Annotated in this window: 13 protein-coding genes; 2 read left to right on the top strand and 11 right to left on the bottom strand. The window is 69.7% G+C overall.

The annotated features are described in order from the left end of the window. Positions 1-32: 32 nt before the first annotated feature. Entirely contained in the window at positions 33-1,022 is a 990-nt protein-coding gene (locus NDI89_RS05265; protein ID WP_277520453.1) for an NOG1 family protein, read from the bottom strand. A gap of 168 nt (positions 1,023-1,190) precedes the next feature. Between NDI89_RS05265 and NDI89_RS05260 the strand changes: the two genes are divergently transcribed. After that, a complete protein-coding gene (locus NDI89_RS05260; RefSeq protein WP_277520452.1) occupies positions 1,191-1,562 on the top strand; it encodes a DUF5518 domain-containing protein in 372 nt (123 codons plus the stop codon). 68 nt (positions 1,563-1,630) lie between these two features. On the opposite strand, the gene NDI89_RS05255 is transcribed toward NDI89_RS05260, so the two are convergent. The 6 genes from NDI89_RS05255 to NDI89_RS23920 form a co-directional block, all read right to left on the bottom strand. Continuing rightward, the gene (locus tag NDI89_RS05255) at positions 1,631-1,978 is read right to left on the bottom strand and encodes a four-helix bundle copper-binding protein (RefSeq protein WP_277520451.1); all 348 of its coding nucleotides are present in this window, start codon (positions 1,976-1,978) and stop codon (positions 1,631-1,633) included. 77 nt (positions 1,979-2,055) lie between these two features. After that, positions 2,056-3,288, bottom strand: coding sequence for an AAA family ATPase (locus tag NDI89_RS05250; protein WP_277520450.1), 1,233 nt, complete (start codon positions 3,286-3,288; stop codon positions 2,056-2,058). 80 nt (positions 3,289-3,368) lie between these two features. After that, positions 3,369-4,817, bottom strand: coding sequence for a DUF7519 family protein (locus tag NDI89_RS05245; RefSeq protein ID WP_277520449.1), 1,449 nt, complete (start codon positions 4,815-4,817; stop codon positions 3,369-3,371). Then, the gene (locus tag NDI89_RS05240) at positions 4,818-6,371 is read right to left on the bottom strand and encodes a DUF58 domain-containing protein (protein WP_277520448.1); all 1,554 of its coding nucleotides are present in this window, start codon (positions 6,369-6,371) and stop codon (positions 4,818-4,820) included. It abuts the gene before it with no gap. Then, positions 6,368-7,231, bottom strand: a complete 864-nt coding sequence (locus NDI89_RS05235; protein ID WP_277520447.1) for a DUF7269 family protein — start codon at positions 7,229-7,231, stop codon at positions 6,368-6,370. Before NDI89_RS05235 ends, NDI89_RS05240 begins: the two co-directional genes overlap by 4 nt. Further along, positions 7,228-9,444, bottom strand: coding sequence for a DUF4129 domain-containing protein (locus tag NDI89_RS23920; protein WP_277520446.1), 2,217 nt, complete (start codon positions 9,442-9,444; stop codon positions 7,228-7,230). Before NDI89_RS23920 ends, NDI89_RS05235 begins: the two co-directional genes overlap by 4 nt. A 232-nt stretch (positions 9,445-9,676) precedes the next feature. On the opposite strand from NDI89_RS23920, the gene NDI89_RS05225 reads away from it, so the two are divergent. Then, entirely contained in the window at positions 9,677-10,762 is a 1,086-nt protein-coding gene (locus NDI89_RS05225; protein WP_345781965.1) for a molybdopterin-dependent oxidoreductase, read from the top strand. Positions 10,763-10,780: 18 nt separating this feature from the next. Here NDI89_RS05225 and hisE read toward each other — a convergent pair whose 3' ends face one another. The 4 genes from hisE to NDI89_RS05205 form a co-directional block, all read right to left on the bottom strand. Then, entirely contained in the window at positions 10,781-11,065 is a 285-nt protein-coding gene (hisE, locus tag NDI89_RS05220) for a phosphoribosyl-ATP diphosphatase (protein WP_277520444.1), read from the bottom strand. Further along, positions 11,066-11,533: a bifunctional nuclease family protein gene (locus NDI89_RS05215; RefSeq protein ID WP_277520443.1), complete on the bottom strand. Its 468-nt coding sequence runs from the start codon at positions 11,531-11,533 to the stop codon at positions 11,066-11,068. It lies immediately after the preceding gene. 679 nt (positions 11,534-12,212) lie between these two features. Next, positions 12,213-12,542 carry a HalOD1 output domain-containing protein gene (locus NDI89_RS05210; protein WP_277520442.1) on the bottom strand — a complete coding sequence of 110 codons (330 nt, stop codon included), beginning with the start codon at positions 12,540-12,542 and terminating at the stop codon, positions 12,213-12,215. Between the two features lie 43 nt (positions 12,543-12,585). Next, entirely contained in the window at positions 12,586-13,719 is a 1,134-nt protein-coding gene (locus tag NDI89_RS05205; protein ID WP_277520441.1) for a bacterio-opsin activator domain-containing protein, read from the bottom strand. Positions 13,720-13,843 lie beyond the last annotated feature (124 nt).

The raw sequence follows: 13,843 nt of genomic DNA, 5'->3' as shown, positions 1-13,843 counted from the left end.
CTCCCCCGGTGTCGATCGCGTTGCGAGCACCGTTACCCCTCGAACGGCAACTCGGGCTCGTACCCGATGGCCTCGACGGCGGCGTCGAGTACCGTCTCCACGTTCGCGCCGGTTTCGACGCTCATGGTGTAGTCGGCCGCGACGGCGTCGTCGAGGGCTCCGTCCTCGAAGCGGTCGGACTTGTTCGCGATCGTGAACACGGGGATGTCCTCGAACCGGGCCGAGATCGCGTCCCGGAGCTCGAGCTGCGAGTCGATCGGATACCCGCACTCGGCGGTGGGGTCGACCACGACGAGCATGCAGTCGGCGAGGTGCTCGATGGCGCTGACGGCCTGCGATTCGATCTCGTTGCGGTCCTGCGGCGGGCGGTCGAGCAGGCCCGGCGTATCGACGATCTGATACCGGATGTGGTCGCGCTCGAAGTGGCCGACGCCGATCCCCTTCGTGGTGAAGGGGTAGGACGCGGTCTCGCCGCGCGCGTTCGTGACGTCGTTGACGAACGAGGACTTGCCCACGTTGGGGTAGCCGGCGACGACGATCGTCGGCTCGTCGGGGTTGATCTCCGGCAGGTCGCGCAGGTCGTTGCGCGATTTGTTGATATACAACAGGTGGTCGTCGACCTGCTCGACGATGTCCGCGAGGCGGGCGAAGGCCTGTTTGCGGTGCTTGCGCGCCGTGTCCACGTCGGTCTTTCGCAGCCGCGGCTGGTACTCCTCGTGAATCTCGCGGGCCTTCCGGCTGGCCCACATGACCTCCGACAGCGCCTGTCGGAGCTCGTCCACGTCGACGATCGCGTCCGCCAGCTCGTAGTAGAACGGGTGGACGTCGTCCTCGTACTCGAAGTCGGGCCACGCCGTGACCACGTTCTCGAGGTTGTCCGAAATGATGTTGGCCGCCGTCTGGAGCATCGACTGCTGGGCCTCGAGGCCGCCTTTGGCCTTGCCGGCCCGCGCCGCCCGCGAGAACGCTTTGTCGATCAGCTCTTCCGACGTGGGCGTCGTCGGAAGGTCTTCGAAAATCATGTCCACAACTAGAGCGCCGGATCATAAAGGGCGTTCGTTATGGGCCGGATACCAGTGCGTTGTCTCGTCGAGACGCGGGCTCGTCGGTGCCCTCGACTCGAGTCGCGGCTGTCCAGGACAGCAGGTGTCCGCCGCGACCTTATCCCCATCGCCGGTTTACGATCACCCATGACAGACTGGCGTGCTGTCTTCGTCGGGTTCGTCGTCGCGACCGTGCTCGGAATCATCGGACTGGTTGTGCCGGGGATCGGCCAGATCGCGGCGGGACTGGCAGGCGGCTTCGTCGCGGGCTACATGGCCGGCGGCGGCCTCGGAAGCGGGTTCTGGCACGGACTGCTCGCGGGCGCGCTCGGCGGGATCATCGGCGGCCTCCTCGTCGGCGTCGCCGTCGGTATCGCCGGGCTCGCGATCGGTCCCATTGGGGGTGCAGTCACCGGTGTTGCGGGCGTCGGCATCTTCGCGCTCGCCGTCGCGATCTCGCTCGTGATGGCCCTCGAGAGCGCGGTCGCGGGGATCGTCGGTGCGGCGGTCAGTTCCTGATCGGGACGTCACACGAGATCGTCACGATCGACCGTGCGCGAGTCCGTCCGTGGCTTCCGTCTCGGGCCTCAGGCCGACGCCATCTCCCGGCAGCTCTCGGCGCACTTCGGCAGAATCTCGGCGCAGGCCTGACAGTGGTCGTGGTCGTGTTGCTCGCACTCCTCGGCGCACTCCTCGCAGAGATCCGCACAGAGTTCGCCCAGTTCCCCATGGTAGCCCGAGTTGCGAGCCATGAATCGCGCGTGCAGCGACGCGATGTCCGCCACGTCCCGGCAGAGCCGGAGACAGCGGGCCATCTCCTCGCCCTCGCCGGCGCACTCGTCGGCACACCACTCGCAGGCCTGTGCGGCCTCGAGGCAGTTGTCGATACACTCCTGCATGTGGTCGTCGGCGTGCTCGAGCTGTTGTAGTGCCATGCACTACTGGCGACAGCAGCGACCGGTATGAAGCTATGACGGGCGGTTGCAAGCACTCTGCTGGGGCCGTACTCGGATTATCGAGCCCAATCGAACTCGTCGTCGCTTCGGGGTTCCTCGTGTCCGTCTCGCGTGTGACTCGAGCCGTCGCCCCGTTCGGTGGCATCCCCGCGCCCGGACGCGGGCGTCGTTTCGGAGCCGGTGTCGGGGTTCGGATCTGATCCGGGCACTGATTCGGGGTCGCCGTCCGAGTCTCGTTCGGACGAGGGCTCGGAGTCCGTAGCGGGGTCTTCGGAGCCGGTGTCGAGGTCCGGTTCGGACGCCGGAGCGGGCTCGTCCGGGCCCGGTGCGACCGCCGGGACGTCGACCGCGTTCAGGGCGTGGCGGACGACGGCACTGCCCTCGACGCCCTCGACGGTCGCCTCGGTCGTGAGCACGATCCGGTGGGCCATCGTCGACTGGGCGAGGTGCTTGACGTCGTCCGGCGTCACGTACGACCGGCCGTCGATCAGCGCCGCGGCGCGGGCCGCCTCGAACACTCGCTGGACGCCTCGCGGCGAGACGCCGATCTCGGCCCGCTGATCCGCCCGCGTCTGCCGCGCGAGTTCGACGATGTAGCGGCGGACCTTCTCGTCGACGGTGACGTCCTCCGTCATGTCCTGCAGGAGACGGACCGCGTCCGGTCGGACGGCCGGGTCGACGCTCGGCGAGAGCGACCGGCGGTTCGCTCGGCGCTCGAGCAGCCCCATCTCGCCCTCGAGGTCGGGGTAGCCGAGCGAGGTCTTGACGCTGAACCGGTCGCGCTGGGCCTCGGGCAGGCGGAAGGTCCCCTCCTGTTCGATCGGGTTCTGGGTCGCGACGACCAGGAACGGCTCCGGCAGGTCGTACGTCGTCCCGTCGACGCTCACCTGGCCTTCCTCCATGGCCTCGAGCAGCGCCGCCTGGGTCTTCGGCGGCGCGCGGTTGATCTCGTCGGCCAGGACGACGTTGGTGAAGATGGGGCCCTTCGCGAACTCGAACTCGCCGGTCTCCTCGTCGTAGATCGTCGACCCGGTCACGTCCGAGGGCAGCAGGTCGGGCGTGAACTGGATCCGCTTGAACTCGAGTCCCATCGCCTCCGCGATCACTCGCGCCGTGACCGTCTTCCCCGTCCCCGGCACGTCCTCGAGCAGGACGTGGCCCCGGGCCAGCACCGCCGAGAGCATGGCGTGGAGGACTTCGCGGTCGACGACGGCGGCTTCCTCGATGCGTTCGACGACGCGTCTGACGGCGCGCGCGGCGTCGTCGGGCGTCGCGTTCGTCTCGTCCATACACGACAGTGAATCTATATGCCCAAGAAGCCTCCCCTCGAGTCCGCGCGGCGGATCAGGTCGGGCCGCCGGCTCCGCCCCTAGCCGCGCAACGGAATCAACAGGAGCAGTGCGCCCACCACGACGAGGACGACGCCGCCGGTCGCGCCGCCGCCGGCGAAGAGGCCGGCGCGGAGCAACTCGAGGGCGGTGACGACGACCACGCTCGCGACGGCGAGGCCGACGGTGACGGCACCGTGGAACAGCTCGAGCCGGCGGGTTTCGGGCAGGTGGCCGAGTTCAGCCGTCAGCCCGAGTCCGTACGTCGCGCTGTCCCAGACGACGATCGCGCCGGCGATGCAGGCGAAGACGACGAGGGGGTTTCCCCGTCCCACTCCGATCGCGGCGACGACGAGCCCCAGCGCGGCGATCGTCGGCCCCATCGCCCGTCTGGGGAGCACTCCGAGTGCGACACCGACGACGGCGCTCCCGAGCACGAACGCGACCGCGAGCGGGCCCAGCAACAGACCGACGACCAGCGCCGCTCCGATCACGAAGGCCCCGCTGGCGGCCCCGATGCCCGCGACGAAAAGGAACAGTCCAAGGAGGAACGGTACCGAGAGCGCGACGCCGACGACGATCGCGGCGCTCCGGCGCGTCGTCCGCGCGGTGACCTCCTTGCTCATCCGGCGGAGCAGGACCGCACCGATGCCGGCGAGGAGCGCGATCCCGCCGACGGCCACGATCGGCCAGACGACGACCGGCGACGAGAGCGCGCCGAGCGCGCTCGCCAGCAACGGGACGCCCGCTATCAGACCGGAAGGAGCTACAATCACGAGGAGAGCGGTGCCGACGAGCCCGCCGATCGATCCGACGACGGTATACAGCAGCCGCCGTCGGAGGGCGGCGAGTCGCCGTTCGATTTCCGGCCGCCGGTCCCGCGGCGTCAACTGTCGAACCGGGAGCCACCGGAGCGCCAGTCGGACGACGCCACCGGTGCCCGCCAGGATCAGGAAGAAGCCCATGACGGACGCGACCGGCGTCGAAACCCCCGTTATGGTCGTCAGAACCGACCAGCCGAAGAGGACGATGCCGATCAGGACCGTCACGAGTATCGCCGAGCACAGCATCGTCACGTAGCCGATCACGGTCCCGACTGCGGCGGGTTTCAGCTCGTCACCGCCGACGTCGGCCCAGGCCGCTCCGATTCCGGCGAGTGCGAGCGCGCATCCGCTCGCCGCGAGCCCGGCTCGAGTGACAAACGGCGCTGCGAGCACGACCAGCGCGAACGCCGTCCCGAACGTCATGAGGAACCCGTGAGCGACGACCTGGCTGACGAACCCGTCGCGCTCGAGCAGGCCGACGCCGGCGACGCTCAGCCCGACGACGAGGCCCAGCGTCGGCAACAGCGACGACTCGCCGATCTCGAGGCCGACGACGCCGACGATGGCGACGACGATCAGGCTGGCGATCCAGAGGCTCGCGGCCCGCGGCCGCCCCTCGTCGCCGATCGCGGACGGTCGATCGAGGCGGGGGCCGGCGAGGGACATCTACTCGTCACCTCCCCGTCGCTGCGGCTCGGTTGCCGAAGCCGACCCGGGGTCGTCGCTCGATCCGCCGTCCGTCCCGATTTCCGTCGTTCCGTCCACGCGTGTCGGCCCGCTCGCACTTTCGGCGGGTTCGCTTTCGGTCGAGTCGCTTCCGTCGATCTCACTGCTCGAGTCGCCGCCGTCGAGTCCACCGCTCGAGCGATTTCCACCGCCGGCCCCGCTCAGTCGCGAACTCGAGAGGCGCACGTCGGCGGCGAAGGCGCGTTCGATGATCAGCGGGAGCGGCGTCCCGCGTCGCCAGTCGACGGTGCGCGCGCCGGCGGCCTGACAGCGGGCCAGCCGCGTTCGACGGCGCGTCTGTTCGTACTGGCCGCTGACGGTGTTTTCCGGGATCACGTCGGGCGAGAGGAGGGCGACCGGCAGGCCAGCACCGCGCCACGTCTCGACCGCATCCACGGGCTGATCGTCGAGAACCGGCGAGAACAGCGCGAGCTGTGCGTTCGCCGGGACGAGCTCGAGCACCTTGCGCACCTGGTGGGTCGTTCGATTCCGTCGGCGGAGTGCGGACCGATACGCGTCCGAACTGCGGTCGGTCGTCGATCCGTCGTCCTCGGTCGCCGTCCGGAGCACGTCGAGCGCGCGCGTTCGCTGTTCGACTCCGCTCGCTGGCTCGAGCCAGTGGCAGCCGGCCGGTCCGGGGCCGTCCGTTCCGATGACGGCGATCCCGACGTCGTGGCCGCGCTCGAGAAGGTCGGTCAGCGCTCTGGTCGCGGCGTAGGCACCGTATTCGACCGTGGTGGGCTGTCCGGGGCCGGCGACGACCCGGCTCTGGACTCGCGCGTCGAGGACCAGCACGACCGTCGCGGAGACCTGTCGTTCGTAGTTGACCGTCGCGAGGGTCCCGCGTTTCGCGTAGTGGCGCCAGTCGATCCGCTCCGCGGGGTCGTCGGGGCGGTACTCGCGGGTCGAGTGAAAGGTGAGCCCCTCGCCGGGGTCGTCGGTCGTGAGTTGCCCGACGCGCCCCGACCCGTCCTCCTCGATCGGCGGCGCGTCGGCGTCGAGCCGACAGACGACCGCCCGATCGCCCGACACCGACAGTCCCACCGTCGCCATCGCGCTCGCCCCGAGCCCGCGGACCCGACACTGGGGCGGGTCGAACTCGTACTCGCCGTGGCGAGCGACGACGACGTATTCAACGGTGAGTTTCTCACCCGGCTCGAGCGTCGCGCCGCCCCGCGGCGATCCCTCGAGGACGGCGATTTCGGCGGGGACGCCGTCGGCGACGCGGAGATCGGTAATCGTCCGATCGGAGTCATTGACGATTTTCAGGGCGACCGTAACGGGTCGACCGGGGGGCGCGGGCGTCGGCGTCACGGTCCTGGTCGCGGCGAGTTCGTCGGGGAACCGAACGCCGGTCAGCGAGCCGTAGGCGACGAACGCCAGCGGAATGACGGCACCGAGCAGGAGGATCTGGTTTCCGTCGATCACCCCGGCGACCGCGAGCGCGATCGTCGCCGCGACGGCCCCGCGCCAGCGCTGCTGTCGGTCGATCATCGGCCGGTCACCGCCTCGTCGGCGTCTCGGGTGCCATCGTCTCGAGTCTCACGCTCGCCGTCGTTCTCGCCTCGGTTTCCGTCCTGTCGTTCGGCGTCTCCCCCCGTTCGAGGACGAACCGGCTGCGGTCCGCGAGCGGTCGCCCGGGGCTCGACGGCCCGCTGGAGTCGGCCGTCCGATCCGCGCCGGAGGTCCTCGAGACGCGGCCGGAGAACGGGCACGTTTCGCGGGGCGGTCTGGCCCGGTACCGTCGGCAGGGCGTCGTTGGCGGCCTCGGCGACCGCACTCGTCGCCCGGCGAGCGCGCTGACGGACGACCCGTTCGGGGTACAGCCACGCGCGAAGGCGCTCGCGGAACGGACGGATCGGCGGCTCGATCTCCGCCGCGAGGACGCTGGCGGCGACCCGATCGTCGGTCCAGCTCCCGTCCGCGAGCGCCGCCTCGGCCGCCGACCGCGACCGGCCACTTTGCTCGAGGGCGTCCAGCAGCGCCTCCCGGAGCGGCGGCCGGACGACCGCGATGCCGTCGTCGATCGTCCCCGAACTGCGAGCCTCCTCGCCGGCCGTCCGGATCACGCCGGCGAACGCGTCGCTCGAGAGCGCGGGGTCGCGGTCGGTCCGCTCGGGGGCCGGGTTCGCGAACGGCTCGTCGGGCGCCCAGGGCACCGCCGGCGCGTCCGCGGTCGTATCGAGCGAGCCCCGGACCTTCCAGAGTCCGAGGGCGAGTGCGACGAGTGCGATCAGGACGCCGGCCGCGCCGGCGCCGTCCGTCCCCGGGGAGCCGGCGACTCCCAGGATCGCCCCGATCGCGACGAGCGCCAGTCCGAACAGGGCGACCAGCAGCTGGTAGCGCGCTCTCACGACTGTCCCTCCGTGGCGGGTTCCTCCTGCTCGGTACCGTCCGCTGACTCGCCGTCGCCCCGGTCTCGAGCCCGCTCGACGGCCTCGTACGCGTCGGCCGCGCGTTCCCGACGGGCGCTCGAGCGGGGGCGCCCGCCGTACTCCACCTCGCGGAAGAGCGTCGTCAGCTCCCGAACCGGTTCGCGCGGATAGCCCTTCGAGAGCGCGCGCCGCTCGATCTCGCCGGGGGTTCGGGTTCGCCAGCGTCGCGGCGCGACTCGCCGCGCGAAGGCTCGCCAGAGTTCGCGGAACGAACGCCGGTCGTCCCTCGAGCCGTTCTCTCCGGCGTCGAACACCGTGGACTCCTCCGCCATTCGATCGTCGTCCGATGCCGTCGGGTCAGTCGCGTCCTCGTCGGATCGGAACAGCACGACACCGGCGACGGCGAGCGCCACCGTGACGAGGATCGCCCCCCGGACGCCGTCGACGACGTAGCCGCCCGCGATCAGCGGGATAGCTCCGACCCCGGCTGCAATCGCTCGAGTCGGGAGCCCGCCCGGCGCCTCGAGTCCGGATCGGAGACGGCTCGGGAGCGTCCCCAGCCAGCCCGCGAACCGCTTCCAGAGCGCTCGTCCCGACCGCGGCAGCGACCGGAGCCACTCGCGGACGGCGGCGGCCAGCGAGTACCCCCGCGCGAGCAGCGCCTCGACCCGGTCCACGACTCGTAACGCGAGGGCGACGAGCCGCGACTCGAGTCGGTTCAGGCGGTCGCGAACCGATGGAAGATCGTCGGTAGTGGGTCTGGTAACCTCCCTGTCCGACCGCGTCAGCACGACGGCGAGTCCGAGCAGCGCCACGACACCGAGGGCGGCGAGGCCGCCCGTTCGTCCGTAGAACGCCTCGATGACGAGTACCGCGACGAGTATCGACGCGGCCCCGAAGACCGTGAGCGGCCCGCGACGACCGTGCCTGCGGTAGGCGAGCGCGGCCAGTCCGGCGACGACGAGCGCGACGAGGAGAACGCCTCCGCCGTAGGCACCGACGAGCGAGACGCTCGCGGTCTGTCGCTCCGTGCTGACCGTCACCGTCGTCGTCGGATCGAGCGGCAGTCCGGTGGCCAGTCGGCCGTCGGCTCCTGTCGCCCCGACGTACTCGCCGCCGACGGTCACCTCTGCACCCTCGACCGGCTCGCCGTCGATCGTCGCTTCGACCGCACCGGGGCTGCCGGGAACCGGCGCGAGCCCGTCGGGGGAGAACGCCGCCTCGAGCAACAGCACGTCGACGGTCGTCGTCCCCGCGAAGTCGCCGCGGGCGACCTCGAGTTCGAACGCGTCGGTGCCGTCGTCCGGAACCGTCACCGCGGCCCTCCCGCTGCCGTCCGTCTCGCCGACCGCCGTCCCGTCGACGGAAACGGTTGCTTCCGTCATCGGCTCGCCCTCGATCGCTGCGGTGACGGTGACCGTTTCACCGGGGTAGGGGTCGCCGTCGACGCGCAGTTCGACCTCCCCGTCGACCGCGTAGGTGGCCGTCCCGTTCTCCGAGTCACCGTCCTGCGTACTCGCCGCGAGCGGAGCCGGTATCGCCACCGCCGTCGCGGCCGCCGTTCGAGCGGCGATCGTTCCCGACTGGTCCGTCGGTGGGGCTACTGCTCCCGGGACGCCCGCGCTCGAGGACCGTGCCGTGGGCGTCCCGCCGCGACACGTCGCGTCGGTCGCGGCGCCGACCCGGACGACCAGTTCCTCGACGTACGGCACTTCACCGGTCACCCGGCCGGCGCGGTCCGTCTCTCCGACCCGCCGGTCGCCGAACCACACCGGCGTGTCGACGAGCGGCTCGCCCTCGTACCGGATCGTCGCCGTCACGTCGCGGCCGGGGACCGGCTTTCGATCCAGGGTGATCACGCACTGTGGTTCTTCGACCTCGGTCGGGCGATCGCCGCCGTCGCCGTCGTCAGGGCGGAAGTCGAGCCACTCGAGCAGTTTCCGCCAGTCGAACCCCTCACCCGGCTCGTCGACGCCGTCGTCGGTGGGTTCGGTGGGTTCGGTCTCGACCTCCGACGGGTCGCCATCCAGGTCGAACTCGAATCCGGGACTCGAGCCCCCGTCGCTCCCGCCGGCCATGCCGGGTGCGAACACGGCCGCAAGCACGAGCGCGAGGCCCGCCAGTACGACGAACGAGACCTGCCGGTAGTCGGCCCCGCCCGCGGCGTCGTCGGTGGTGGAATCGTCGGACACGTGGCGTCACTCCGTTCGCGGTCGGCCCGGCCGCCGACCTGTCGCTAGCTCAATGAGTGAGTATGGAACCTACCCCACAATGAAAGTACACGTTCGCGTTCGGTCGATTGTCGAGGCGGCTCGAGGGCGAACGCTCGGAACCGTCAGTCGAGTCCGTCGACCGCGGTCGCGGGGCGCACGGACTCCGACGGCGTCCACGGGAGGGTTCTTTGTCCGCGCGACCGTACGTCGGCTGATGAGCGAGGAACGACTCCGCGCGGTGCTCGCCCGCGTCCAGCCGACACCGCGGCTCGTCGACTGGTCGCTGTTCGCCCTCGTCTCCCTCGAGGTCGCGAGCGGGCTGCTCTCATTTACCGTCGGCCGACCGTCGGGGTGGCCGGTCTTCGCGTTCCACCGCATCGCGGGGGTGACCATCGTCGCCTTGCTCGCGTTCAAGCTGTACCGCGTTCGGCACCGGGTGCTCGACCGCGACCGCTGGATGCCGTCGACCGCCCTCTCCGTACTCACCGCCGTCGCGGCCCTCGGTTCGCTGTCGACGGGATTCCTCTGGGTCGCCGGACTCGACGTCCGGATCGCCTACTGGACGCTCCTCTCGGTCCACGTCGGCTTCGGTCTCGCACTCGTTCCGCTGCTGATCGCACACCTGTCCACTCGGTTCCGGCCCCCGCGGCGGGTCGACCTCGAGGGACGACGGACCGCCATCCGCTTTGCCGGGTTGCTCGTCGGCGGTGCCGTCCTCGTCCGTTTGCAAGCGCTTGCGAACGCGGTCCTCGACACCGGCGGTCACGATCGCCGGTTCACCGGTTCGCAACCCCGAGAGGGCGCGGGGAACGCCGCGTTCCCGGTCACCTCGTGGGTGGCCGACGACCCCGACCCGATCGATCGGGACTCCTGGGCGCTGTCCGTCGACGGGCTGGTCGCGTCGCCGACCGAACTGGCGTTCGACGAGATCGACCCCGACGCCGAGCGCGAGGCGCTGCTGGACTGTACGAGCGGCTGGTACACGGTCCAGCGGTGGGGCGGGATTCGGGTCGGTGACTTGCTCGAGCGAGTCGACGCCGAGGCGGACGCCACGCACGTCCGGTTCGTCTCCGCGACCGGCTACCGATGGACGCTACCGATCGACGAAGCCCGCGACGCGCTGCTCGCGACCCGCGTCGGCGGCGAGCGGTTGAGCCACGGCCACGGCGCGCCGCTCCGCCTCGTCGCACCCGGTCGCAGGGGGTTCCAGTGGGTGAAGTGGGTCGACCGCGTCGAGGTGCGCGACCGGCCGGACCCGGCCCAGTGGCTGGTGACGTTGATCAGCGGCTTCGACTGAGAATCCCCTCGTTTCGCGTCAGCGCCGCGCCTCGAGTTCCGCCTCGAGGTCCGACAGCTCCATGTCCTTCATCGCGAGCAGGACGAGCAGGTGGTAGACGATGTCGGCGCTCTCGTGGGCGATCTCCTCGCGGTCGTCGTCCTTCGCGGCGAGCACGAGCTCGGTCGTCTCCTCGCCGAGTTTCTCCAGCACTTCGTTCTCGCCTTTCTCGTGGGTGAACAGCGAGGCGGTGTAGGAGTCCTCGGGCAGCGTTTCCTTCCGGTCTTCGATGACGGCGAACAGGTCCGCGAGCACGTCGTCCATCTAGAGCTCACCCGACACGTTGCGGATGTCTTCGAGTTCGTCGAACTTTTCCCTGTCGTCTCGGCTGTCCGCGAAGACCTCCTCGGCCACTTCGACCGGCGCGTTCGTCCGGGCGGCCAGTGCGAGGGAATCGCTCGGGCGGGCGTCGACGACCGTCTCGCCGCGAGGCGTCTCGAGATGAATGTCTGCGATGTAGGTCCCGCCCTGCCCGTCGCCCCGTTCCTTGATCTCGTTGACGACGACGCGGTCGATTCGACTCCCGAGTTCCTCCATGACGTCCAGGAGGAGGTCGTGGGTCAGCGGTCGTCCGATATCTTCGGCCTCGAGGCCGCGGGCGATGCTGGTCGCCTCGCTGAAGCCGATGAAGATCGGCACGACGTCGTCCTCGCCCTCGATGGCGAGGACGACCACCGGGACCGGCCCCTGGGGCGTCCCCGCGACGCGAACCGCGTCGATGGATGCCTGCATACTCAGACCGTCGGGAAGCAGGGAGAAAACATGTCCGGTCGCGAATGCATGCAGGGAGGCCCCCTCGAGACGGCCGCGGCGATCCGCTGGCGTTTTCCGAGTCGACCGGGACTATTCCGGACTATATAGTATTAGTTATAAGTCCGCTCGCAACGATTAGAACGGAAGCGACGCTCCACTCCGCCGCAGGGGGCATGCGCCGAAATGCCCCGGGTGTTAGAGCACCCGAGACGTGGCTTCCATCGGTGCAGGTCGAAGCCGTGATTCCGTACATCTCACCGAGATATAACCGTCCCGCACGACTGTCGTATCGCCTCTTACGCGGAGCAACAGCGGTGAAACCCGCACTCTCGCGTCTCATCCGTCGGAGGCCACATGCCTGCTGACGACGCCGATTCGGCCGCACCGGTGCGCTTCCCGCCTGTCCCGGCTGCGGGAATCCGGCGACGATGACGGCCACCAGCGGGCCGATCACCGCCGTCGTCGCGCCGTGTGGCTGCCGGGTCGCACCGGGCGCGCTCGAGTCGCCCGATTCCGAGTAACCGGGGTCGGTCGGCTCGAGTCACGGGAACGGGAGAGTGGGGGCTCTCCGGCGAGTCGATTTTTCGCACGCGGATTCGATCCGTCCGAGTTCGCCCTCGGTCCCGAGACGGGCTTCGAACCCGCGATTCGCGGGCGTTCAGTTCTCCGCCGGGTCGACGACGACGCCCCCGTCGCTCGAGACGGTCACCCGACAGCCTTCGTACGTAAAGGAAACCTCGATGGGTCGGTCTCGAGCGGAGGTCACCAGGTCGGTGAGCGACTCCGGATCGACGGTATCGTAGAGGGGCGACATCGCGGTGAGGTCGCGATCCGTCGCGGCGGCCACGGCGTCGACGATCGCGAGGATTACCTCGGACCCGTCGTCGAATTGACTGTGAGACGAGTCCCCGATGGGATCGTACGCCGAACTGTCAGTGCCGAGCGATCGAGCGGAAGGCGAGTCGGAGTGGGCCGTGTCATTGCTCATTGAGAGCCAGTATCCCAGCCGACGTTCTAAGCGGTGGCACTGACTAGTCAGCGTCCGCGCCGGACTTCTCGAAGAGGTGCTGGAAGACGGTCTGCTCCGCCTTGCGGAGGTGCTGGTTGAACGTCTGGCGGGTGACGCCAAACCGGTCTGCCAGCTCGTCACCGGTGCTCGACCGCGGCGTGTCGAAGTACCCGCTGAAGTAGGCGGCATCGAGCGTGGCCAACTGCCGGTCGGTGAGCGCATCGGCGACGATATCGTACAGGAGCGAGGGCGAGTAGACGAGTTCCTCGGACACCAGTTCGACGGTGTCGTGGAACCGCCGAATCCCGTCCGCGGCCTTCCGGTGGTCCACGTCGCCGGGGAGTTCGCCGCGGAACCTGACTTCGTCGGGCGCGACGACGATCTCGCGGGGGCGACCGCCGAGCGACGAGAACACGTGGGCGACCGTCTCCGATTCCGAGTGCGCTTCGACTCGGTTGTGACCGCCGACCGAACTGAGCAACCGCACGTCGAGGTAGTGGGGGACCTCTTCGACGGCGGTGACGAAGTCGCTCGCAGCGAGGTCCGACGTTCCCATGTACTGGACGGTCGTTCCGTCCGGCAGCGAGACGACGGAGTCGATTTCGATCCGCGTTTCGCCGTCGTCGACCCGGATCGAGGGCGGGACCGCCGACTCGTCCGTGCGGAACTCGAGCAGTCTGACGTGGTCGCTGGTCAGGCGCTTCTCGCGTCGCTTCAACGACGTCACGTCCTCGAACGCGACGACGGCGTACTCGACGCCGCCGCTCTCGTCGAACAGGGGTGCGGCGTTGCTCGAGAACCACCGTTCGGCTCCGTTCGGGAGTTCGATCCAGTGTTCGAACCCGAACTGGGGTGTTCCCGTCTCGAAGACGCGCGTGACGGGGTGGTCGTCCACGGGGACCGGCGTTCCGTCGTCGTAGGAGACGGCCCACTCGGAGGGATCGAACGGTCGGCCGACGATCTCCTCGCGCGGGAGTCCGAGCGCCTCCGAGGCGCGTTCGTTCGCGAAGGCGACGCTACCCGCCGAATCGATCACGACGGTTCCGACCGGACACGCGTCGAAGAGCCGTCGCGCGAGGCCCTCGGGAAGCGCCTCCGGCGACTCGTTCTCGTTCGATCCGTCGTCGTGACCGTCCCGCGGCCGCGCGTCCGTCATCGCGTTCCCGTCCGCTCGCCGTCCGCGGGGCTCACCTCGCGTCGATCGCCCGACGGCTCAGTGGCTCGATACTGGTACATGTCTCCGATACGGTGCCGACGAATATATGCCTACCACCGGTCGG

Source organism: Natrinema salsiterrestre (assembly GCF_029502005.1).
Lineage (GTDB): Archaea > Halobacteriota > Halobacteria > Halobacteriales > Natrialbaceae > Natrinema > Natrinema salsiterrestre.
Note: the sequence above shows the minus strand (reverse complement) of the source record. Positions and strands in the feature narration are given on the sequence as shown.